Genomic DNA, 23,814 nt, shown 5'->3' with positions numbered 1-23,814 from the left:
CACCGTCGTGCCATGGCGTGGCTGTGTCCGCCAGCTATCGCAATGCAACATGGCATTTCACGAAATCAGAAGTAGAGTCCGAACCCTCGTTTCCCATTTTTTTTACGGCAGAACGCCGCGCTGTACCTTGCCACGCAGGTGCTTCTCCGTTAGCGTAATGGTAGCGCTAACATTATATGGTCACAAAACACGTATGAGCCTTGTTGTCGGACTCGATGTAGGCACCCAAAGCGTCAAGCTCGTCGCCTACGATCCCGCAAACCATCAGGTGGTCGCCACGCATGGTCAATCACTCCAATTGATCGCGGGCAACGATGGAAGCCGTGAGCAAGAGGCTCATTGGTGGATCGATGCCATCCGCCACTGCTTTGCCAAACTGTCTCCTGCGCAGCGCGCGCAGATCGTCGCCATCGGCGTGTCCGGACAACAGCACGGTTTCGTGCCGGTGGATGCGGCCGGCACGGTGCTCGCGCCAGCCAAGCTCTGGTGCGACACCAGCACGCAACGCGAATGCGACGAAATCATGACTGCTGCCGGCGGCGAGCAACGCTGCGTCGAGCTGGCGGGCAACCCCATCCTGGTTGGCTACACTGCTTCGAAGTTGCCGTGGACACGCAAACATCGGCCCGATGCTTACCGTCAATTGGCCAGCATCATGCTGCCGCACGACTATGTGAACTTCTGGCTGACCGGCGAGCGCTGGATGGAATCGGGTGATGCCTCGGGCACGGGCTGGCTGGACGTACGCACGCGGCAATGGTCTTCCACCATGCTTGCCGCGACCGATACGCAACGCGATCTGGCCGCATGCCTGCCGCCCCTGGTTGCCGCCGACGCAAATTTTTCCATTGCGCCCCCTATCGCCGATGAACTGGGCCTGCCCCGCCACGTGCGCGTCTCGGCGGGCGGCGGCGACAACATGATGGCCGCCATCGGCACCGGCAATGTCGTGCCCGGCGTGCTGAGCATGAGCCTGGGCACGTCCGGCACGTTGTTCGCGTATGCGGATCATCCGGTGGTTGACGCCGACGCACGCTGGGCCGCGTTCTGCTCATCCACCGGCGGCTGGCTGCCATTGATCTGCACGATGAACTGCACCGTCGCTACTGAAAATGTTGCGCGGGCTTTCGGGTTCAGCACGCGCGATGGCGACGCCATCATGGCCGACACCCAACCCGGTGCAGACGGCCTCACGTTACTGCCTTTCTTCAACGGCGAACGTACACCGAACCTGCCTTACGCACGCGCAAGCCTGCATGGCGTGGATCTCAACAATCTCACGCGCGGCAATCTGTATCGCGCAGCGATGGAAGGCGCGACCTACGCGTTGCGCAACGGCTACGACGCGTGGTGCGATGCCGGCCTGCCCTTCAACGCCATTCGCCTGACTGGCGGTGGTAGCCACAGCCAAGCGTGGCGGCAAATGGTGGCCGATGTGTTCAACCTTCCTGTCGAAGTGCCCGCGCAGGTCGAAGGCGCCGCGTTCGGCGCTGCATTGCAAGCGTTGTGGGCCTATGAAAGCGCACATCAGTCGAACACCGACTTCGCAGCCATCGCGCGCGAACACGTTCTGCTCGACGAGCGCCTTTCAGCTCAACCGAATGCCTCCAACGTCGCCGCTTACGAAGGCCACTACCAACAGTTCCAGCGTCACCTGCAAAACGCCACCGTGTTCTACGCGAGTCACTCCACCGAGCGCGCCGTCTGATTCGCAACCGAGCCCACCCAAGCCTTACCTATTGATCAGGATTTGAACATCATGAGCACCCCATTTATCGGCAACCGCGAATATTTCCCTGGCATCGGCCGCATTCCCTTCGAAGGTCGCGACTCGGACAACCCGCTGGCGTTCAAGCACTACGATGCAAACAAGAAGATCGGCGACAAGACGATGGCCGAGCATCTGCGTTTCGCGGTGTGCTATTGGCATAGCTTCTGCAACACCGGGCATGATCCGTTCGGTCCTGGCACGCGCAATTACCCCTGGGATGCCAAGGCCACGCCAATCGCCCGCGCCGAAGCCAAAGTCGACGCGGCGTTCGAGTTCTTCACCAAGCTCGGCGTGCCGTACTACTGCTTCCACGACATCGATCTCGCGCCCGATGCCGATGATGTGAGCGAGTACGAACAGAACCTCAAGCACATGGTTGCGCTCGCCAAGGAGCGCCAGAAGGCCACCGGTATCAAACTGCTGTGGGGTACGGCCAACCTTTTCAGCCATCCGCGCTACATGAATGGCGCCGGCACCAATCCTGATTTCGCAGTGGTCGCACGCGCAGGGGCGCAGATCAAAGCCGCACTGGAAGCGACGGTGGAATTGGGCGGCGAAAACTATGTGTTCTGGGGCGGCCGTGAAGGGTATTCATCGCTGCATAACACCCAGATGAAGCGTGAACTCGATCATTTCGCCCGCTTCCTTACCATGGCGCGCGACTATGGCCGCAGCATCGGCTTCAAGGGCACGTATCTGATCGAGCCCAAGCCGATGGAGCCGATGAAGCATCAGTACGACTTCGATTCGGCCACTGTCGCAGGCTTCCTGAAAGAACACGGCCTGGAAAAAGATTTCAAGCTGAACATCGAAGCGAACCACGCCACGCTCGCTGGCCACACCTTCGAGCATGATCTGCAAGTCGCCTCCGATCATGGGCTGCTCGGCAGCATCGATGCCAACCGCGGTAACGCGCAAAACGGTTGGGACACTGACCAATTTCCGACCGATCTGTACGACACCGTCGGCGCGATGCTGGTGGTACTGCGTCAAGGTGGCCTGGCACCGGGTGGATTCAACTTCGATGCCAAGGTTCGCCGTGAATCTACCGACGCCGACGATCTGTTCATGGCCCACATCGGCGGCATGGATGCATTCGCGCGCGGACTGGAAGTGGCGCATGCGCTGCTCACTGCATCGCCGTGGGAAACGTGGCGCGCCGAGCGTTACGCCAGTTTCGACAGCGGCGCCGGCCGCGATTTCGCGCAAGGCAAACTGAACCTGGCCGATCTGCGCGAGCTGGCCGCCAAGAACAGTGAACCGGCAAAGCGTAGCGGCAAACAGGAGCGCTACGAAAATCTCATCAACCAATACCTCGTACGTTGAACCGCCACGTGGGCGCTTCTCCATCGCTGCATGCGAGAAGCGCCCGCACAATGAACCGCTGTAATGCGCCCATGGAAGGATCCGATGATGTCAACGAGGTATCTGCGGCATGAATGACGTTCTGCTCGAAAGCACGCTGCCCGCGCAGCGCGAAGAAAACACGCGGTTCATCGTGAAAATCAGTGGCGTGGCCACGCTTGGCGGTTTTCTTTTCGGGTTCGACAGCGGCGTCATCAATGGTACGGTCGAAGGCCTGAAGACGGCGTTTCAATCCAGCTCCAGCGGTGTCGGTTTCGAAGTGGCGTCGATGCTGCTGGGCTGCGCACTCGGTGCATTCTTCGCCGGACGTGTCTCCGATTACTGGGGGCGGCGCTCGGTTCTCATCATTTCCTCGGTCTTGTTCCTGCTCTCCGCACTGGGTGCCGGCGCGGCGCACGCGGCGTGGTTTTTTATCTTCGCGCGCGTGACCGGTGGCTTTGCGGTAGGCGCCGCCAGTGTGATCGCGCCGGCCTATATTGCTGAAGTGGCGCCTGCGCGCTATCGCGGACGCCTGGCGACGGTGCAGCAGATCGCCATTATCGGCGGCCTGTTCTGCGCCTTCCTCAGCAATTATCTGTTGGCGAAGGCCGCCGGCGCCTCCACCGGCTCGCTGTGGCTTGGCCAATCCGCATGGCGCTGGATGTTCTGGATGCAGGTACTGCCGTCCTCGCTATTTTTCACCTCCCTGCTGTTCATTCCCGAAAGCCCGCGCTATCTGGTGGTGCGAAAGCGCGAGCGCGAAGCGTCTGCGGTACTGAGCCGCTTGTATGGTCAGGGCGAGGCGCTGATCAAGCTCACCGAAATCAGCGCTTCACTTGCGCAAGATCGTCATCGTCCGCAATTGTCGGATCTTCTGGACAAAGTCAGCGGCAAGATTCGCCCCATCGTATGGGTTGGCATTGGCCTGGCTGCGTTCCAGCAATTGGTCGGCATCAATGTGGTGTTCTATTACGGCGCGGTGTTGTGGCAGGCCGTGGGTTTTTCCGAAAGCGATGCATTGCTGATCAATGTGCTTTCCGGTGCGTTGAGCATCGGCGCATGCCTGATCGCCGTCATGCTGATCGATCGCATCGGGCGCAAGCCCTTGTTGTGGGTCGGCTCGCTCGGCATGGCGATCACGCTTACCTTGGTCACCTTCGCCTTTGCGAACGGTGGCCTGGATGCCAGCGGCAAGCTTGCGCTGTCTCCTTCCATGGGCACGCTGGCGCTGGTCGCCGCCAACGCCTACGTGGTGTTTTTCAACATGTCGTGGGGGCCGGTGATGTGGGTGATGCTCGGGGAGATGTTCCCCAATCAGATCCGTGGCTCAGGGCTTGCGGTAGCCGGGGCTGCGCAGTGGACGTCGAACTTTGCCATCACGGTCACCTTCCCGATTCTGCTCACCGGCATCGGCCTGGCCGGCGCTTACGGCTTGTATGCGGCGGCCGCGATTATCTCCGTGTTCTTCGTACGCCGTTGCGTGCACGAAACGCGCGGTAAAGAGCTGGAAGAGATGGAGGGCTGACCGTGTACAGCCGTGCGCCCTTCCGTCGGCGTCATGCGCGGGTAACCCCGCACAACGCCTCAGGCGCGTGGCTTGCCGGCAGAAGCCGTGTAAGTGGCGACCGAATCGCGCACAATCAATTGATGCGCGACTACGTGATCGACCACCACCTTGGTGTTGTTGTCCTTGCGTCGAATCGCGCGCAGCAGAATGTCGATGGCCGAATCGGCCATGGTCGAGATCGGCTGGCGGATGGTGGTGAGTTCGGGCCACACGGTGGTCGCCGCGGAGGTGTCGTCGAAGCCCACGATGGACAGATCGCGCGGCACATCGAGCCCGCGGCGGTGCGCCACCGAAATGGCCGCCGCCGCCATGTCGTCGTTGCTGGCAAAGATGGCACTGGGCGGCTTGCGCAGTGTCAGGATCTTCTCCACTTCGGGCAGCGCGGATCGGTAGGTGAAATAACCCTGCTGAACCAGCGCGGGATCAAACGCCATGCCGGCCTCCTTCAGCGCAGCCTGGTATCCCTCGAAACGCCGCGTGCTGGCCGTCTGGTTGGGATGTCCCTTGATGAAGCCGATGCGCGTATGGCCCATCTTGATGAGGTACTCGGTGATCTCCTTGCTGGCCAGGAAATCGTCGATGCGCACGCTGGAAATATCGTGATTGAAGCGCCCGGATGCGATCGCCACCACGGGTACGCCGGCGCTGACCAGTTCTTCGATCACGACCTTGGATTCGCACAAGGGCGGCGGCAGGATCACGCCGGACACACCCCTGGCCAGCGCACGCGCCGCCTTGCGTTCGCCGCCGGCATCGAGTTCATCCCAGTCGGCGATCACCAGTTGCGCCGCCGCGCTGGCCGCGCCGTGCAAGGCGCCCAGCAGCAACTCGCGCAGGTAGGCCGCGCTGGGGTTGGTGTAGATCAGCGCGATGCGCGCGTCTTGCGCCGCCGCCAGCGAGCTCGCCGCCAGGTTGGGGATGTAACCCAACTCCTGCACCGCCTTCATGACCCGTTCGCGCGTGGAATCACGCACCTTGGTGTGACCGTTGATGACGCGCGAGACGGTCATCGAAGAAACTTTGGCCAAGGACGCCACTTCGTCGATCGTAACGGCGAGGCCCTTACGGCGAACCGATTTCTTACCTGTCTTTTTCAATGCTGTTTCCCTTCAACCGGATCTGCCGCACCGTCGGGTCGCAGTATGTCGCGGAAATCCATGCCAGTCGTCATGCCGGAACGAATATGAAAGCATTCTTGCACAGGTTAGCGATAACAGGCGCACGCTCCGATAAAGATATCCGGGCGCGGCCGATGCATCCGGCTCCACGCGTGCATGCATGGATGACCATGCTGGTTTTGGCGGTTATATGCGTGTGCATGGCACCGCTCCACGCCGAAGACGGGTATGAGCTGTGGCTGCGTTACCACCTGCTTGCGACACAACAGGCAGCGATCTACCGCAGCCATGCCACGCAGTTGATCGAAAGCGCGTCGACGCCCACGCAGACCGTCACCCGCGCGGAGCTGCTGCGGGGTCTCGGCGGATTGCTCGGGCAGGCACCCCCCTCATCCGATGCAGTGACGAGCAACGGCGCGATCATCGTCGGTACACCTGGTTCCTCGCCGGTGATCGCCGGCCTGCATCTGGATACGAAAAGCCTCGGACACGAGGGCTACATCATCCGCACCGTTGAGGTGAATGGCCATGCCGCCACCGCCATCGTCGCGCATGACGACATCGGCGCGCTGTATGGCACCTTTCACTTCCTGCGCCTGCTGCAGACCGAACAATCCATTGATCATCTCGACGTAACCCAAATCCCGCACGTGAAACTGCGTGTGCTCAATCACTGGGACAACCTCAACGGGCAGGTGGAGCGCGGCTACGCCGGCGCCTCGATCTGGGATTGGTGGAAGCTGCCCGATTGGCGCGCGCCGCGCTATACCGATTACGCACGCGCGAATGCATCGATTGGCATCAACGGCACGGTGTTGAATAACGTCAATGCCGGCGCCCAGATTCTTACGCCCACATATCTGCAAAAGGTTGCCGCGCTGGCAGACGTTTTTCGCCCTTACGGCATTCGCGTTTACTTGAGCGTGCGCTTCAGCGCGCCGATTGAAATCGGTCACCTGAAGACCGCCGATCCGCTCGATCCGCAAGTGCAACGCTGGTGGCGTGACAAAGCGGATGAGATCTACAAGCTCATTCCAGACTTTGGCGGCTTCCTGGTGAAGGCCAATTCGGAAGGCCAGCCTGGCCCGCAGGATTACCACCGCACGCATGCCGACGGTGCCAACATGCTGGCCGATGCGCTCGCGCCGCATGGCGGCGTGGTGATGTGGCGCGCCTTCGTCTACTCGGCTAACGGGGAAGATCGCGCCAAGCAGGCCTACGACGAATTCAAACCGCTGGATGGCCATTTCCGCGACAACGTGCTCATCCAGGTCAAGAACGGCCCGATCGACTTCCAGCCGCGCGAACCCTTCAGTCCATTGTTCGGCGCCATGCCGAAAACACCGCTGATGATGGAGTTCGAGATCACCAAGGAATACCTGGGTTTCGCCACGCATCTGGTGTATCTGGGCCCATTGTTCCAGGAAGTGCTTTCCTCCGACACGATGGTGCACGGCAAAGGCAGCACCGTCGCCAAAGTGATCGATGGTTCGCTCGACCATCACACGCTTACCGGCATGGCAGGTGTCGCCAACATCGGCACCGACCGCAACTGGAGCGGCTCGGATTTCAACCAGGCCAATTGGTACGTATTCGGTCGCCTTGCCTGGGATCCCACGCTGTCTTCGCGCACCATTGCCGAACAATGGGTGCGGATGACCTTCACCAACAACCCTGCTTTCGTCAAACCCGTGGTCGACATGATGATGGGTTCGCGCGAAGCGGCCGTTGATTACATGACACCGCTGGGGCTGCACCACATTATGGGGCCGAACCATCATTACGGACCCGCGCCGTGGGATGCCAGCGAAGCACGTGCCGATTGGCGGCCCGTTTATTACAACCGCGCGGATCACCAAGGCATCGGTTTTGATCGCACGCGCACTGGCAGCGATGCGGTCGATCAGTACGCGCCAGCCGTCGCTGACGAATTCAACGACATCACCAAAACACCTGAAACACTGCTGCTCTGGTTCCATCATGTGCCGTGGGATTACCGCATGCATTCCGGCCAGACGCTGTGGTACGAACTGGTCGCGCACTACACGCAGGGCGTCGATGACGTAAAGCGCATGCGTGAAACCTGGAGCCACATGAACGGCTACATCGACCCCGAGCGTTATCAGCAGGTGGCGACGTTCCTCGCGATCCAGCAAAAAGAAGCGCAATGGTGGCGCGATGCCTGCATTGCGTACTTCCAGAGCCAATCGGGCCTGCCGCTGCCGCCAGGCTTCGCACCGCCGCAGCATTCGCTCAAGTACTACCAATCTCTGACGTTCGACTTTGTCCCGGGCTACTCTTCATGGTGATCCGTGCTCGTGCGGGCGCGATGCTGTTGGCGCTGTCGTGTGCAACGACGTTCTGTGCGCACGCTGCCAGCACCAACGACGCGCTATTGAACCCCCTCTTCCAGGACAGCGCCGTCCTGCAGCGCGGCCATGCCAATCCGATCTGGGGGCATGCCACGCCCGGCACCGCGGTTACCCTCACGCTGGCCGATAAGCGCGTCAGCAGTCGCGCCGACACGCATGGCCATTGGGAAGCATCGCTGCCGCCGCTTCCGGCAGGCGGTCCGTACACGCTTACCGTCAGCACGCAAGACGGTGCGACACAAACCATCCACGACATCCTGATCGGCGATGTATATCTGTGTTCCGGGCAGTCCAACATGGTGTTGCCGGTCAGGCGCACGCTGGATGTGGATTCGGAAATCGCCAACGCATCGAACGATCGCATTCGCGTGCTGAGCGTGGACAACGTGAGCAGCGCCACGCCACTGGACAGCATCCCGGCCAACGATCATTGGCTGAAAACCACCCCGGCGAACGTGCCCCAATTCTCGGCCACCTGTTATTACTTCGCACGCGAATTGCAGAAAACCGTTGACGTGCCGATGGGCCTGATCGTGTCCGCCTGGAACGGCTCGCGCATCGAACCGTGGCTAAGCGCGCAGGCGTTGCGCAGCGTCGGCGGCTACGACGATAGTCTGAACCTGCTCGAACGTTACGCTACCGATCGCACGCAAGCGGACGCGCTCTGGGACCATCAATGGAAAACCTGGTGGCTATCGCGCCCGGGTGTCACCGCAGACAACGCACCGTGGAACCCTGCACATATCAGTAGCAAAGGCTGGTTGCCCGCACCGATCGACCGCGGCCCCTGGCAGCATTGGGGGGTGCCATCGCTGGCCAGCTTCACTGGCATGCTGTGGTATCGCACCACGCTCACGTTGACCAAGCAGCAGGCTGAGCACGGCGTCGCGCTGTCATTGGGCATCGCCAACGAGATCGATGAAACCTGGATCAACGGCCACTGGATCGGCACCGCTTACGGTGGCGTTGCGCGCGTGTATGCCGTGCCACCGGGCGTGCTGCACGAAGGCGACAACCTGATTACCGTCAACGTGCTCAACACTTATCGCGACGGTGGTGTCTATGGCCCGGCCGATCAACGCACGCTGCGTTTGAGCGATGGCTCCACCGTGCCGCTGGGCAACTGGCAATATCGGGTTGTACCCTCCGCCTTCGGCTCGCCGCCGCGTGTGCCCTGGCAATCGACATCGGGGCTCACCACGCTCTACAACGGCATGATCGCGCCGCTTGGCCACTACGGCATGCGCGGTGCGCTGTGGTATCAGGGCGAATCCAATACAGGCGATCCGGGCAATTATCGTGCGTTGCTGGAAGCACTGCGCAGCGAACTGCGCACGCGCTTCGGCGCTGATCTGCCGATGCTGATCGTGCAACTGTCCAGCTACGGCCCTTCGCCCACGCATCCAGGCGAAAGCGGCTGGGCCGATGTACGCGAAGCGCAGCGGGAAGTCGCCGCGGAAGATGCGCATTCCGGCCTCGCCGTTACCGTCGACATCGGCGAACGCTACGACATTCATCCGGCCAACAAACAAGAAGTCGGCCGGCGTCTGGCACGCGCTGCTCGTCACGTGGTGTACGGCGAAGCGTTGCCGCCCTCCGGCCCCGTTCCGGCCAAAGCGAAGCACGATGGCGATACAGTCACGCTCGCATTCAAAGATGTCACGGGACAACTGGTCGCCTATAGCGGCGATCATCCCATCGGCTTCGAACTGTGCGGCGCGACACAGGGCAGCTGCCACTACGCGCAAGCGGACATCCACAGCGATCAGATCGTTCTGCACGCTCCATCCGCGAACACCGTTACTCGCGTGCGCTATTGCTGGGCCGACAGCCCCATTTGCACGCTTTACGACAACGCCGGCTTGCCCGCCGGGCCGTTTGAGTTTTCCCTTTCATCCACGCACTCTCATTCGTGAATCCGATCATGAACACCGCATCTACTCCTGCAAGCAACACCCATAGCTCGGCGCGCGATCGCGAGATCGTGGACGCACGCGTCATCGTTACCTGCCCCGGGCGCAACTTCGTCACCTTGAAGATCGAAACGCGCTCCGGCATCACCGGCCTTGGCGACGCGACGCTCAACGGGCGTGAATTGGCCGTCGCTTCGTATTTGCAGGATCACCTCGCGCCCAATTTGATCGGCCGCGATGCCGGCCGCATCGAAGACATCTGGCAGTTCTTCCATCGCGGCGCCTATTGGCGACGCGGCCCGGTGACCATGACCGCCATTGCTGCGGTAGACGTGGCGCTGTGGGATATTCTGGGCAAGTTCGCCAATATGCCGATCTACCAGTTGCTGGGTGGACGCTCGCGCGAAGGCGCGCTGGTATACGGCCACGCCAACGGTCGCGACATCGAAGAAGCCAGCGATGCCGTCGGGCGCTTTATCGAGCAAGGTTTTCTCGCTGTGCGTGCGCAATGCGGCGTACCGGGCGTGAAGAAGGCGTATGGCATTTCCAGCGGCAAAGCCTACGAACCGGCAGAAAGCGAGCTTCCGCTCGAGACAGTCTGGTCGACGCCGCAATACCTGGACATCGCGCCGAAACTGTTCGAACGCCTGCGGCACGATCACGGCACCGATGTCCACTTGCTGCATGACGTCCATCACCGCCTGACACCGATCGAAGCCGCACGCCTCGCACGCAGCCTGGAACCGTATCGCCTGTTCTGGATGGAGGATGCAACGCCGGCGGAAAACCAGAAGTCCTTCGAGCTCATCCGCCAGCACTCGACTACGCCACTGGCCGTCGGAGAAGTATTCAACTCGATCTGGGATTGCAAACACCTGATCGAAAACCAGCTCATCGACTATATCCGCACCACGATCGTGCACGGCGGTGGCATTACGCACATGCGGCGACTGGCCGATTTCGCGGCGCTGCATCAAGTGCGCACGGGATTCCACGGCGCGACGGATCTGTCGCCGGTATGCATGGGCGCCGCACTCCATTTCGACACCTGGGTGCCCAATTTCGGAATTCAGGAATACATGTTCCATTCTGACGAAACCGACGAAGTATTTCCGCACGACTACGTGCTCCGCGACGGCCGCCTGCATTGCGGCGAAACAGCGGGGCATGGCGTCACGATCGACGAAAAGCTTGCGGCGCGCTTTCCCTACTCGCCCAAGCAACTGCCGATTGCGCGTCTTGAAGACGGCTCGATGTGGGACTGGTAACAACCAAGGATTCGCGCGTGAAAAAGCTCAATCTCAGAATGCTCCTCATCGTCGCCCTGCTTACGTCGAGCGCGCTTCCCGCGTGGTCGCAGACAGCCATCTATCAGGACCCCACTCGCAGCTTCCAGGATCGCGCTGCCGATCTGGTGTCGCGCATGACACTGGAAGAAAAGGTTTCGCAGATGCAGAACACCGCCCCGGCGATTCCTCGCTTAGGCATACCCGCCTACGATTGGTGGGATGAAGGCCTGCACGGCGTAGCACGTGCCGGACAGGCTACCGTCTTTCCGCAAGCGATCGGCCTTGCCGCCACCTTCGACACCACGCTGATGGGCCAGGTTGCCACCGCCATCAGCGATGAAGCCCGCGCCAAGTACAACGAGTTCGAACGGCGCGGCATGCACGGTCGCTACGAAGGCCTGACGTTCTGGTCGCCGAACATCAACATTTTCCGCGATCCGCGCTGGGGACGCGGGCAGGAGACCTATGGCGAAGACCCCTTCCTCACGTCGCGCATGGGTGTAGCGTTTGTGGAGGGCATGCAAGGCGATGATCCGAAGTACCGCAAGCTGGACGCCACCGCCAAGCATTTCGCGGTGCACAGTGGTCCGGAATCGGAACGTCATCACTTCGACGTGCATCCAAGCGACCGCGATCTCTACGAAACCTACCTGCCGGCGTTCCAGGCACTCGTGCAGGAAGCGCATGTCGACGCCGTCATGGGCGCATACAACCGGGTCAACGGCGAACCGGCCACAGCCAGCACGTTCTTGCTGCAGGATACGCTGCGCAAGCAATGGGGTTTCACCGGTTATGTCGTTTCCGATTGCGATGCCGTGCAAGACATCTATCTGCAGCACAAGGTCGTGCAAACGGCCGAACAAGCTGCCGCCCTTGCGGTAAAGCATGGCGACGATCTCAACTGCGGCACCACCTATGCCGCGCTGACCAAGGCCGTGCACGACGGATTGATCAGCGAAGCGGACATCGATAGATCACTCAAGCGCCTGATGTTCGCGCGCTTGCGCCTGGGCATGTTCGATCCGCCCAAGCGCGTGCCGTGGTCGAAGCTGCCCTATTCGGTCAACGATTCCCCGCAGCACGACGCGCTGGCGCGCCGCGCTGCGGACGAGTCGATCGTGTTGCTGAAAAACAACGGCATTCTGCCGCTCTCGCGCAGCACGCGTCGCATTGCCGTGATCGGGCCGACCGCTGACGACGTCACAGCATTGGTCGGCAATTACCATGGCACGCCGGCAGCACCGGTAACCATCCTTCAGGGCATTCGCGAGGCCGCCCCCAACGCGTCGATCACCTATACGCACGGCACTGAACTCGTCGAAGGATTCAACAGCTCCGGCTTGGCCACGCTGATCGAGCCGGCCTACTTACGCCCATCCGCGGATGCGACCGAGCATGGTCTCAAGGCCGAATATTTCCGGGGTGACAATTTCAGCACCGCACCGGTTCTGACCCGCGTCGATACCAAGATCAGCTTCAACTGGGATCACAGCACGCCCACCGATGATCTGGTGACGCGTGGCGAATTTCCCGCCGACAAGGCCCTCCAGGACAACGATTTCAGCGTGCGCTGGACGGGCAAGCTCATTCCGCCCGTATCCGGCCGTTATGAACTGAACGCTGCTGCCAAGGGTGGTTTCCGCCTGTATCTGGATAATCACCTGCTGATGGACGCATGGCGAGCGAATGGCGACTCGCGAAGTCATAACGCCTCCATCGAGCTTGAAGCCGGCAAGGCTTACGACATTCGCCTCGAATACGCCAAGACGAGCGATCAAAACCCCGACGTAAAGCTGGCGTGGCGCGTGCCGGGTGCCAAATCCCCGTTCGACCAAGCCTTGGATGACGCACGCCAGGCCGACGTAGTGATCTACGTCGGCGGCCTTACCAGCGAGCTCGAAGGCGAAGAGATGAAGGTCAACTATCCGGGTTTCTCCGGTGGCGACCGTACCGATCTGCGACTACCGGCCACACAGCAAACATTGCTGAAAGCTCTCAATGCCACCGGCAAACCTGTCGTCTTCGTGGTAACCACCGGCTCCGCGCTGGCGATCGACTGGGCCAAGCAGCACATTCCGGCAATTCTGGTGGCGTGGTATCCCGGGCAACGCGGCGGCAATGCCGTGGCGGATGTACTGTTCGGCAACACCGATCCCGCAGGACGCTTGCCGGTCACCTTCTACAAGGCCGACGAAAAGCTGCCGCCGTTCGATGACTACAGCATGATGGGCCGCACCTATCGCTACTTCAAAGGCGAGCCGCTTTATCCGTTCGGCTATGGCCTGTCATATACGACGTTTGCCTATTCCAATCTCCAGCTCGACCAGCAGACGGTCAATGACAAGGGCCACCTCCACGTCACGCTGAAGGTGAAGAACACCGGTTCACGTGCTGGCGACGAAGTGGTGCAGTTGTACATGCATCCGCTCACCGCGCCGCACGCGCGCGTGATCAAGGCATTGCACGGCTTCCAGCGTGTGCATCTGCAACCGGGCGAAGAACAGAGCGTTTCTTTCGAGATTTCGCCAGAACACGATCTGCGGTATTACGACGAGGTGCATCATGCCTACGCCGTCGATCCGGGCAGCTATCAAGTGCAGATCGGTGCGTCCAGCGACGATATACGCCTGACCCACGATTTCAGCGTTGACGATTGACGAGAACCGCGATGCCTAACGAACCACTATCCACCGCGCGCCGTATCGTGTGCTTCGGTGAACTGTTGATGCGGATGTCGCCGCCGGGAAACGAGCTGCCGCTGCAATCACCCCGCTTTGAGGTGCGTTTTGGTGGTGCGGAAGCCAATGTCGCCGCGTCGCTGGCTATTCTCGGTCACGACAGCGTCATGGTCAGCGCGCTACCGGACAACATGCTCGGGCACGCGTGCGCGGGCGAGCTGCGCCGCCACGGGGTGGATACCACGAGCCTGCATTACGCCGAAGGACGCATGGGGCTCTATTTTTTTTCGCCGGGCGCCATGCATCGGCCTTCCGAGGTGCTCTACGATCGGGCGGACTCGGTCTTCGCGCGCGTAGCGCCGGGTGCCTACGATTGGCCGAGCCTGCTTGCGGGCGCGCAGTGGCTGCACGTATCGGGCATCAACCTAGCCCTCGGCACATCCACGGCCCAAGCGACGCTCGATGCTGTCCGCGCGGCGCGCGAAGCCGGTCTGTCGATCTCCTTTGACTGCAATTACCGCAGCAAACTGTGGGGATCGCGCGCCGCGCAGGCGCCCGCGTTGTTGCGCGACATCGTCAGCGAAGCGGACCTGATGTTCGGCAATGATCGCGATGTTGCCCTGATACTTGGCCGCGATTTCCCAGGTGCAACGGCCAACGACCGTTTTCGTGCCGCCGCCGATGCCGCCTTCGCGCAATGGCCGCGCCTTCGTCGCCTGGCTGCAACTGAGCGTTTTCATCGCAACGTCGATGACCAGGACATCGTGGGTCTGCTCGCCACACGCGAACACGTACTGAGCAGCACCACACATAGCTTGACCCAGATTGTCGACCGTATCGGCGGCGGCGATGCCTTTGCCGCCGGTCTGTTGCACGGCCTGTTCCGAAACATGCCCGAACACGCCGCTCTCGACTTTGCCATGGCAGCCACGTGCCTGAAGCATTCGATTCCTGGCGACGTGAATACGTTGCGTGAAGCGGACATGCTTGCCTTCCTTACCCAAGGCGGCTTCGAGGTAAAGCGATGATGAGCACTGTCTCCCATCGCACCGATCGCCTGTCGGAACTGTCCCTGGCCAGTTTGCCGGCGTCTGTCATCAAGCCGGCGTATGAACCAGGCCGCACGCGCATCGGCATCGTGCACATAGGCGTGGGCGCGTTTCATCGTGCGCATCAGGCGGTTTACATCGACGACCTGCTGGCGGACCGCCCGGATTGGGCCATTTGCGGCGTGTCCCTGCACAGCGCGGAAGTAAGCCAGGCATTGATGCCACAAGATGGGCTTTACTCGCTGCTGTTATTGGGTCAACAGACACGCTTGCGCGTGATCGGCTCGATCCGCGAATTACTGTGCGCCCGCGAGGAACAGGCCGCGGTGCTGTCGCGACTGGCCGATTCGGCCGTGCGCCTGGTCACGCTGACCATCACCGAAAAAGGCTACTGTCTGGCGGGTGACGATCTGGACGTTACGCATCCGGACATCGCGCATGATCTCGCTTCGCCCGAAACGCCGCGCAGCGCCATCGGTTATATCGTCGCGGGCCTGCGCACGCGCCGTCGACAAAGTGTTATTCCCTACACCGTTCTCAGTTGCGACAACCTCGCCGATAACGGCCATCGTCTGCGCCGCGCCGTGCTGCAGTACGCCCATCACATCGACCCGCGCCTGGCCGACTGGATCGACGCAAAGGTGGCGTTTCCGTGCTCGATGGTGGACAGCATCACGCCGGCCACCGACGATGCGCTGCGCGAGCGCGTCGTCGGCGAATTGGGTTATGTGGATGCATGGCCCATCCAGCGTGAAATGTATACGCAATGGGTGATTGAAGATCGGTTCTGCAACGATCGGCCGCCGTTTGAGCGTGTCGGCGTCACCATCAGCCACGACATCGCCGGCTACGATCGCGCCAAGCTTCGCTTTCTCAACGGCGCGCATTCGACGCTGGCGTATCTGGGCTCGCTGATGAACATCCAGACCGTGGCCGAAGCCATGGAGGAACCGCTTCTGGCAGGCTTTGTCGAGCGTTTGATGCACGCGGCGATAGCGCCTGCGATCACGCTGCCGGGCAATTTCGACACCGATGCCTATATCGCGGCCATTCTCGAGCGCTTTCGCAATCCCTCCATTCGCCATCGGCTTCTGCAAATTGCCTGGGACGGATCGCAGAAACTCCCGGTTCGCTTGCTGAGCACGATCGCCGACGCGCAGGCGAAGGGGCAATCCATCGACCTTCTCTGCCTGCCCATTGCCGGATGGATGCAGTTCGTGCGCAGACAGGCGCACAACGGCATTGCGCTGGTCGACCCACTCAATGACACGCTTTCGCACGTGGGTCGCGCGTGCACCGGCGATGCGCGGGCCGATGTCGACGCATTCCTCAAGCTGGAGAGCGTGTTTGCCAGCTTGGCGCAGAACGCGGCGTTTGTGCATGCGCTGCAGGGCGCGTACGCGGCATTAGGCGATGGCACTCCCGCGTCGGTGACACGGGCATTGACCACGGCGTTGAACGCCTAGGGAGCGAACCGGCGACCAAAGCAACCAGGGCAGGCAGCTGATGCTGGATCCTCGCCGGATGCACATCTACCGGGTGCGCCTGTACGCGGCGCGGCGATAGCCTTTGCACTGCTGGCGCGGCGTCGCGTCGGTCCTGATCGTCGCGCTAAAGCTTGTAAGCCTTTTTTGGCAGGTTGTACGCGAGATCCACAGCGAGCTCTGCTGCTTCATCTTCATCAAGTCGGTGCTCGGCCACCAGCTTGGCCAGGAACGCACAGTCGACGCGGCGCGCCACATCATGGCGTGCCGGGATGGATAGAAAAGCGCGGGTATCGTCGTTGAAGCCGACGGTGTTGTAGAACCCTGCACTGCTCAGCGTCCATTCGCGGAAGCGCCACATGCCCTCCGGCGCATCGTGGAACCACCAGGCTGGCCCCAGCAAAAGCGCTGGATAGTGGCCCGCCAGCGGTGCGAGTTCGCGGCTGTAGGTGCTCTCGTCCAAGGTGAACACGATCAGCTTGAAGCCGGGCTCGTTGCCGAAGCGGTCCAGCAGTGGCTTGAGCGCATGAACGTATTCGGTGCGCAGCGGAATATCCGCACCTTTGTCGCGCCCGAAATGCTTGAACAGTTCGTGGTTGTGATTGCGGAAGCATCCCGGGTGAAGTTGCATCACCAGACTGTCGTCGAGACTCATCGCGGCCATTTCGGTGAGCATTTGCGCGCGAAACAGCTCCGCGTCCTCGGCGGTAGCGACGCCGCGCACCACTTTGTCGAACAATTTACTGGCCTCCGCACGGGAGAGATCGGCCGTTGCCGCGGTCGGGTGGCCATGATCGGTCGAGGTGGCGCCCGCCTGCGCGAAGAATGCCCGGCGCTGGCGATGAGCCTGCAGATAACCATCCCAGGTGTAGACATCTTCTCCCGTCAATACACCAAAACGTTGCAGCGCAGAGGGAAATTGCTCGTGCTCCGGATCGATCACCGGGTCAGGCCGATACGCCGTGATGACGCGCCCGTGCCATCCGCTCGCGCGAATCGCCGCGTGGTGGTGAAGCTCGTCCAGCGGCGATTCGGTAGTCGCAATCAGCTCGATGTTGAAGCGCTCGAACAGCGCGCGCGGAAGATACTCTGCCCGCTTCAAGGCCTCGGTGATATGGTCGTAGTAAAGATCGGCCGTCGCGGCATCCAGTTTGACGCGCAGCCCGAAGACGTCATGGAACACATGATTGAGCCACATGGACGACGGCGTACCGCGGAACAGATGGACGTTTTTCGCAAAGATTCGCCATGCTTCGCGCGGATCGACCGCCGCGCGCGAACCATCCAGGCGCGGAATGCTCAACGCATCCAGCGATACGCCCTGACTGTAGAGCATGCGAAATACGTAGTGATCCGGAACAAGCAGGAGTTCCGTCGCATTCGCAAAAGGCTTGTTCTGGGCAAACCATGCCGGGTCGGTATGACCGTGAGGGCTGATGATCGGCAGCTTGGCGACGTGGGCGTACAAACGCCGTGCGATGGCGCGCTGCGCTGGATCAACGGGGAAAAGGCGGTCTTCGTGCAGCGACAAAGGTTGGGTTTGGGTATGCATAGCTTCAACGAGGCTCAAGGTGCTGTACCGGTTACGGCGCGATCTGATCCGGCAATGGTGGAATGGTCGCCCCCGCGCACGTACTCACGCAACCAGCGCAGCGCGGGGCGTTCGCTGCCATCGGCACGGACCAGATAGGCGCGCTGCTTGGTTCGCCATAGGCCTGGCCGGTAGCCCCATAGCGTGATGCCTTTGACATCCGGATGGCTCCAGAACACGGGGACGATGCGCTGGTAATCCTTCAACTGCTGCGCATCCGTTGGGCCGTCTATGTCGAGTTCGGAAACATAAATGGGCAAGCCCGTCGCAGCCAGTCGATCGAGATTGGCGCGATGCACGGACATCGGCACTTTCGGCGTGGTTTCGAAGGCGTGCTCTTGTACGCCGATGCCATCGATCAGATGATTCTTTTGCAGCAGGGTGATGATCTGCAGATAGCGCGAAGTATTTTTTTCGCTATTGGTGACGTTGTATTCGTTGATCAGCAACTTGGCATGGGGAAAATCCCTGCGTGCCATGCGATAAGCAGTGACGACCCAATCCCAGCCGCCCGCACCGCTGCCGCCAAGTGCCTGCATGTAATGGCCACCGTCCTTGTGATTCGTGTCCGGTGGCGTGTTCAAGGGTTCGTTTACGACATCGATGAAATCGAGGTCCGGGTAGCGCGCCGCCACGGCGGCAAACCACTTTTCGATCTCACGGCGCTGCTCGTCCGGCGGCAGATGCCGGATCCAGCTCGGCTGCTGCTGTCCCCAGATCAGGTTGTGCATCTGGAACGGAAAGCCATGCGATTTGGCGAAGTGATAAGCCTGGTCGAGCGCCGTCCAGTCCATATGGCCGCGTATCGGCTCCGCATTACCCCATTTGCCTGCGTTTTCCGGCGTGACCTTGTTCCAATAATCGGCGAACCCCGGCGCCTGCGCGGTACTGTAAGCGGAGCCGAGAAATTTTGGCTGCCCCTGCGCAAGTGGCGTGCCTTGCGCATGCACGCCTAGTGAGCTGAGCAAGAGAGCAACTGCGACCGCACCTTTCATTCCTTTTACTCCGCCGCGCCTGCGATGATTGAAGAGGTTTCCAAGAGGGCCGGTTCCAATCGAGGAACCAAGCCGTGGACTACAGCGAGTGCGATCAAATACGCCGAACCCGCCATGAAAAACACGGGCAGATAGCTCCCCGTGAACTGCAATAAAAGACCTATCGCCGTCGATATCAGCATGCCGCCCACCGCACCGGCAAACCCGCCAATGCCCACGACGGAAGCGACGGCATGACGCGGAAACATGTCCGAAGCCATGGTGTACACGTTGGCGGACCAGCCTTGATGGGCCGCCGTCGCCAATCCAATGAGTGCAACGGCCACCCACAAATGACTGGCCTTCGCCGCGAAGACGACCGGAACGACCAGCAATGCGCACAGCAACATCGTCCCCTTGCGCGCGCGATTGACACTCCACCCTCGCCGAATCAAACGACCTGCAACCCAGCCGCCTGCGACACTGCCGACATCCGCCAGCAGGAAAATGGCGATCAGCGGCGCGCCCAGCCCCAATAGCGTCAGGCCGTATTCGGAGTGCAGAAATTTGGGCAGCCAAAAAAGAAAGAACCACCAGATGGGATCGGTGATGAACTTGGCGGCCGCCAACGCCCAGGCCTGACGATGACGAAGCAGCCGCGACCATGGAATGCGCACCGAAGGTGCAGACGGCTCACGCCCGATGTAGTCGCGTTCGGCTGCGGATAATTTGGGTTGCTTATCCGGCGTGCGATATGTGATCAGCCACACAGTGACCCACGTGGCGCTCAATACACCCGTAAAAAGAAAAGCTGCCTGCCATCCCAGCCGCGAGGCAATGATGGGAACGAGCGCCGGCGCAACGATGGCGCCGATATTGGAGCCGGCATTGAAAATCCCTGCCGCCAGCGCACGTTCCCGTTGCGGAAACCATTCGGCCACGGCTTTGATCGCTGCCGGGAAATTGCCCGACTCGCCCAAACCGAGCGCAAATCGCGCCGCGGCGAAACTTACCACCCCTACCGCGAGCGAATGCGCCATCGCTGCAAAGCTCCACACGCCAATGGCCAGCGCGTAGCCGATACGGGTGCCGAAGCGGTCGATGATGGCCCCCGTGCCCAGCAAACCGATCGCATACGCGGCCTGGAAAGCGGTGACGATATAGCTGTAATCAAGCTCGCTCCAGCCGAAGTTTTGCTGCAGGAAGGGCGCGAGCACGCCAAGCACCTGGCGGTCGATGTAGTTGATGGTGGTGGCCGCCAGCAACATCGCGCAGACGCGCCAGCGGTAGCCGCCAAGCTTTGTGGTCACGCTCACCCCTGCCGCCCCGCTCAAATCATTCATATCAACCCCAAAGGGCCGGCCGACGTCAAGGTCGTCTCCAGCATGAAAACTGCGCCCGGCCAACGCCTTGCGCGGCAAGGCTTAACTGTTAGCGCTATCACTAACATACTCGCATTACCGAGGATCATCCAGCTGCGCTCGGCGACCCCCGATGTTCGCCGAACTTGCCTTTCTAACGCGTATTTGTCGGGTTTTATGTGACTTTAGTCATTAGGTAAATTTATGTTGCCGTGCAGCGTGCGCGAGCAAAATGTTAGCGCTACCTTTCGCTGGCCGATGCAAAAGCCGCGCTCGTGGTCTTTTGCATCGAAGGGGTGCCCGCCTTCGGCGATGAGCATTCCGGCCATAACAATTCGGGAGGGGAAGTAAGGTGCAGATTCAATTTGCAAGAACCGTGCTCTCGCACGCATTGATGGTTGCCTTGTTGGGTACGGCGGGCATCGCTCAGGCGCAGGACACGTCGCAGCCAACGGCTACGACGCAGAATCAAACACAATCGCAAAATTCGCCAACGCGGGCGAATGCGCAACAACAGAATTCTCAGCAGACCCCCAAGGCGCAAGTCAAACAGCTCGGTGCCGTCAATGTCAGCGGCGGCTATCGCAGCAGTATTGAATTTTCGACGGAAGCCAAGCGCGACGCCACCAATGTGGTCGACACGGTCTACGCCGAAGACATCGGCAAATTCCCGGACACCAATATCGCCGAGTCGCTGAACCGCATCCCTGGCGTGCAGATCTCGCGCGACGTGGATGGCGAAGGCATGAACGTACAGATTCGCGGTTTGGGCACGGACTTCACCAAGATCCTGCTCAATGGCGACCAGATTTCGGTGGCCTCTTCCGGCTCTTTGGATTCGCAGAACCAGAACCGCGAAGTCGACCTGGATCTGCTCCCTACCGAGTTCTTTACGCAGTTGACGGTCAACAAGACGCCGCAGGCCGACATGACCGAAGGCGGCATTGCCGGCGTGGTGGACATGCGCACCACGCGCCCGTTCGACAACCCAGGCACGCACCTGACCTACTCGGAACAGAACACCTATAACTCGATCGGCGATGACGTGAAGCCGCGTGGCGCTGTCATCGGCAGCTGGACGAATTCAGACAATACCTTTGGCGCCTTGATCGGCTTAACGGGCTCGCGCAGTGACTACGACGTGCGTGGCTTCGAAACGATCGGCTGGACCACGCCCAACCTCAGCGCGGCCCAGTGTGGCGGCGCCGGCGGCTGCAGTCCCGGCGCTGGCAGCTGGATCATCCCGAGCACGGTGCCCGCCGGCGCTGGCGCGGGCCTGACGGCAGGACAAACCATCAACAATGCGTGGCTCCTGCAGCACAACCCTGGCCTGACTACCTCGCAGATCGCCAACGCCTTGATTCCGCGTCTGGGACGCGATTCGTACATCCAGGGCACCAACGATCACCAGTCGGCGCTGATGTCGTTCGAATTCCGTCCGGATGAGCGCGCGCATTTCTACCTGGACACGTTGTTCTCCAAGCAGGAACGCAACTTCGATCGTCTGGATATGGATCTGGTCGGCCGCAGCGGCCAGATGATCCCGACCAATATGCAGGTCGATCAGAACGATGTCGTGACCAGCGCGACGTTCGCCAATGCGCAGGAGTTCCTGGAAGACCGTCCGTACAACGAGCACGTGCATTTCTACAACATCAACCCGGGCGGCGAGCTGCTGTTCGGCGATAATGAAAACATCAAGCTGGATTTCCAGGGCTATTCCCAGCGCAGCTGGTACATGAACGAGCAGCCGACGATCGCTGTACAGTCGCCGCTGATGACGGTGACGTATAACAATACCGACGGCAAATACCCCGTCATCTCGCCCAGCGTCAACCTCAACAACCCCAATGCGGGCTGGACGTGGTATCGCTTGAACGTCGATAACGAAACACGCGTCACCGACAACAAGGGCACGCGCGAAGATCTGACCTGGGGCGATGACGACAACAACCTCAAGCTCGGTGTTGCCTACGACGACATCGCGCGCCAGATCAAAGCCTACGTCGATACCTCGGCATGGCAGAACTTTGGTGAATCGGCCATTCCCGCCTCGTCGCTGCCGGCGTACCTGACGTCCGGGCCGGCCGGCTTCATCGGTGCGAATAACAGCGCGATCATGGCGGCCACCGACTACGCGTACTTCGAATCCATTGCAGCGTCCTCGTCAGCTGCCGCCACGGGCGCCAGCTCCGGCGATATCGAGGAAAGCACCTGGGCGTGGTACCTGGAAGGCAACGGCAAGTACGACCTGTGGGGCAACGACCTGCGCATCAACGGCGGTGTTCGCCACGCGTATACCGACCAAACCGTTTCCGGCCCGGTAACGCTGAACGGCCAGACCGAAACCGTAACGCTCAAGCACAATTACGGCTATTACCTGCCATCGTTCAACGCCGCCTATAACGCCACCGACGATATCATCGTGCGCCTGGCCGCTTCGCGCTCGATGACCCGTCCAGACCCCAGCGCGATGGTGCCGGGCCTCAACTTCAGCGACCCTGCAGCCGAAATCGCCAGCGAGGGTAATCCCAAGCTGGCGCCTTACCTTTCCACCAACCTCGATTTCGGCGGTGAGTGGTACACCGGCAACGAGGGTTACGTCGGCGTGGATCTCTTCGGCAAACGCATTACCGGCTTTACCGTCAACGGCACCAGCCTGGTTCCGTTCACGGCGTTGGGTGTGCCCTTTGCTGATCTGACCTCGACCCAGCAGCAGTCGATCGATCTGCGCGGCGGTGCCAATTCGGCGATGGTGCAAGTCACCCAGCAGGTCAATGCCAACGGCACGCTCTTCATCAAGGGTGCGGAGCTGACCTGGGTGCAGCCGCTGGACTTCATCTTCAAGGGGCTGGGCCTGCAGTCGAACTACACCATTGTTTCCCAGCGCAACATCGGTGCGGGCGTGCCTGCCCAGGCGGTCGGCATCTCGCCCCACACCTACAACGTGACCGGTTACTGGGAAGGCTACGGCACCACCCTTCGCCTGTCGTACGTGTGGAACGCTGCACAGATCAGCTCTACGGCCGATCAGAACGGGCTCCCGTTCGGCCAGATCAAGACCGATGCACGCGGTCAGCTTGATCTGGGTGCCAGCTACCAGTTTGCGCATCTGCCGTCCAAGCCGATGATCACGCTGGATGCCATCAACATGACGAAGTCGGATCTGCGTTCGACCTTCACCTACGAGAACGCCGCCTATACCTATTACACGCCGGGCTTCTCGGTCATGCTGGGTATTCGTGGCAGCTTCTGACGGACGTTTCAACGCATAGTCCAACAGCGGCCCACCCGGTTGTTGCA

At 61.0% G+C, this 23,814-nt stretch carries 14 protein-coding genes; 10 read left to right on the top strand and 4 right to left on the bottom strand.

Translation table 11 applies throughout. From position 1 onward, the window contains the following. Positions 1–193: 193 nt before the first annotated feature. From xylB to DWU98_RS00620, 3 genes are all read left to right on the top strand, one after another. Complete coding sequence (gene xylB, locus DWU98_RS00630; RefSeq protein WP_115493547.1) at positions 194–1,708, top strand: xylulokinase; 1,515 nt, start codon at positions 194–196, stop codon at positions 1,706–1,708. A gap of 51 nt (positions 1,709–1,759) precedes the next feature. Further along, positions 1,760–3,097 (top strand): xylose isomerase, encoded by a 1,338-nt coding sequence (gene xylA, locus DWU98_RS00625; protein WP_425480194.1) that lies wholly within the window; start codon positions 1,760–1,762, stop codon positions 3,095–3,097. 109 nt (positions 3,098–3,206) lie between these two features. After that, a complete protein-coding gene (locus tag DWU98_RS00620) occupies positions 3,207–4,640 on the top strand; it encodes a sugar porter family MFS transporter (protein ID WP_115493546.1) in 1,434 nt (477 codons plus the stop codon). Between the two features lie 59 nt (positions 4,641–4,699). On the opposite strand, the gene DWU98_RS00615 is transcribed toward DWU98_RS00620, so the two are convergent. Further along, the gene (locus DWU98_RS00615) at positions 4,700–5,779 is read right to left on the bottom strand and encodes a LacI family DNA-binding transcriptional regulator (RefSeq protein ID WP_115493545.1); all 1,080 of its coding nucleotides are present in this window, start codon (positions 5,777–5,779) and stop codon (positions 4,700–4,702) included. A gap of 155 nt (positions 5,780–5,934) precedes the next feature. Between DWU98_RS00615 and DWU98_RS22135 the strand changes: the two genes are divergently transcribed. Genes DWU98_RS22135 through DWU98_RS00585 form a run of 6 tightly spaced genes read left to right on the top strand, consistent with a single transcriptional unit; the run spans position 5,935 to position 16,567 of the window. Next, the gene (locus DWU98_RS22135) at positions 5,935–8,109 is read left to right on the top strand and encodes an alpha-glucuronidase family glycosyl hydrolase (RefSeq protein ID WP_425480193.1); all 2,175 of its coding nucleotides are present in this window, start codon (positions 5,935–5,937) and stop codon (positions 8,107–8,109) included. Positions 8,110–8,129: 20 nt separating this feature from the next. Next, positions 8,130–10,088, top strand: coding sequence for a sialate O-acetylesterase (locus tag DWU98_RS00605; RefSeq protein ID WP_230474651.1), 1,959 nt, complete (start codon positions 8,130–8,132; stop codon positions 10,086–10,088). An 8-nt stretch (positions 10,089–10,096) separates the two neighbouring features. Continuing rightward, positions 10,097–11,353, top strand: coding sequence for a D-mannonate dehydratase ManD (gene manD, locus DWU98_RS00600; protein ID WP_115494117.1), 1,257 nt, complete (start codon positions 10,097–10,099; stop codon positions 11,351–11,353). A gap of 38 nt (positions 11,354–11,391) precedes the next feature. Further along, positions 11,392–14,031 carry a glycoside hydrolase family 3 C-terminal domain-containing protein gene (locus DWU98_RS00595; RefSeq protein WP_115494116.1) on the top strand — a complete coding sequence of 880 codons (2,640 nt, stop codon included), beginning with the start codon at positions 11,392–11,394 and terminating at the stop codon, positions 14,029–14,031. An 11-nt stretch (positions 14,032–14,042) separates the two neighbouring features. Continuing rightward, entirely contained in the window at positions 14,043–15,080 is a 1,038-nt protein-coding gene (locus tag DWU98_RS00590; protein ID WP_115493542.1) for a sugar kinase, read from the top strand. Beyond that, on the top strand, positions 15,080–16,567 hold the full coding sequence (locus DWU98_RS00585) for a mannitol dehydrogenase family protein (protein ID WP_425480192.1): 1,488 nt from the start codon (positions 15,080–15,082) through the stop codon (positions 16,565–16,567). Before DWU98_RS00590 ends, DWU98_RS00585 begins: the two co-directional genes overlap by 1 nt. 145 nt (positions 16,568–16,712) lie before the next feature. Here DWU98_RS00585 and uxaC read toward each other — a convergent pair whose 3' ends face one another. From uxaC to DWU98_RS00570, 3 genes are read right to left on the bottom strand one after another with little or no spacing between them, the layout of a single operon-like run. Next, positions 16,713–18,137: a glucuronate isomerase gene (gene uxaC / locus DWU98_RS00580; RefSeq protein WP_115493540.1), complete on the bottom strand. Its 1,425-nt coding sequence runs from the start codon at positions 18,135–18,137 to the stop codon at positions 16,713–16,715. A 14-nt stretch (positions 18,138–18,151) separates the two neighbouring features. Beyond that, complete coding sequence (locus tag DWU98_RS00575; protein ID WP_115493539.1) at positions 18,152–19,171, bottom strand: endo-1,4-beta-xylanase; 1,020 nt, start codon at positions 19,169–19,171, stop codon at positions 18,152–18,154. 5 nt (positions 19,172–19,176) lie between these two features. Further along, positions 19,177–20,493: an MFS transporter gene (locus DWU98_RS00570; protein ID WP_115493538.1), complete on the bottom strand. Its 1,317-nt coding sequence runs from the start codon at positions 20,491–20,493 to the stop codon at positions 19,177–19,179. A gap of 370 nt (positions 20,494–20,863) precedes the next feature. Between DWU98_RS00570 and DWU98_RS00565 the strand changes: the two genes are divergently transcribed. Beyond that, complete coding sequence (locus DWU98_RS00565) at positions 20,864–23,767, top strand: TonB-dependent receptor (protein WP_115493537.1); 2,904 nt, start codon at positions 20,864–20,866, stop codon at positions 23,765–23,767. The last annotated feature ends 47 nt before the right edge of the window (positions 23,768–23,814 follow it).

This window comes from Dyella monticola (assembly GCF_003363155.1).
Classification (GTDB): Bacteria; Pseudomonadota; Gammaproteobacteria; order Xanthomonadales; family Rhodanobacteraceae; genus Dyella_B; species Dyella_B monticola.
This window is presented reverse-complemented; position numbering and strand designations above follow the sequence as displayed.

What these genes read in the sequence shown, in the direction of transcription:
- DWU98_RS00585 (WP_425480192.1), top strand. Translation starts at nt 15,080, where the DNA reads ATGAGCACTGTCTCCCATCGCACCGATCGCCTGTCGGAACTGTCCCTG.
- DWU98_RS22135 (WP_425480193.1), top strand. Translation starts at nt 5,935, where the DNA reads ATGCATCCGGCTCCACGCGTGCATGCATGGATGACCATGCTGGTTTTG.
- DWU98_RS00595 (WP_115494116.1), top strand. Translation starts at nt 11,392, where the DNA reads ATGCTCCTCATCGTCGCCCTGCTTACGTCGAGCGCGCTTCCCGCGTGG.
- DWU98_RS00590 (WP_115493542.1), top strand. Translation starts at nt 14,043, where the DNA reads ATGCCTAACGAACCACTATCCACCGCGCGCCGTATCGTGTGCTTCGGT.
- xylB (WP_115493547.1), top strand. Translation starts at nt 194, where the DNA reads ATGAGCCTTGTTGTCGGACTCGATGTAGGCACCCAAAGCGTCAAGCTC.
- uxaC (WP_115493540.1), bottom strand. Translation starts at nt 18,137, where the DNA reads ATGCATACCCAAACCCAACCTTTGTCGCTGCACGAAGACCGCCTTTTC.
- DWU98_RS00575 (WP_115493539.1), bottom strand. Translation starts at nt 19,171, where the DNA reads ATGAAAGGTGCGGTCGCAGTTGCTCTCTTGCTCAGCTCACTAGGCGTG.
- DWU98_RS00570 (WP_115493538.1), bottom strand. Translation starts at nt 20,493, where the DNA reads ATGAATGATTTGAGCGGGGCGGCAGGGGTGAGCGTGACCACAAAGCTT.
- DWU98_RS00620 (WP_115493546.1), top strand. Translation starts at nt 3,207, where the DNA reads ATGAATGACGTTCTGCTCGAAAGCACGCTGCCCGCGCAGCGCGAAGAA.
- manD (WP_115494117.1), top strand. Translation starts at nt 10,097, where the DNA reads ATGAACACCGCATCTACTCCTGCAAGCAACACCCATAGCTCGGCGCGC.
- DWU98_RS00605 (WP_230474651.1), top strand. Translation starts at nt 8,130, where the DNA reads ATGCTGTTGGCGCTGTCGTGTGCAACGACGTTCTGTGCGCACGCTGCC.
- xylA (WP_425480194.1), top strand. Translation starts at nt 1,760, where the DNA reads ATGAGCACCCCATTTATCGGCAACCGCGAATATTTCCCTGGCATCGGC.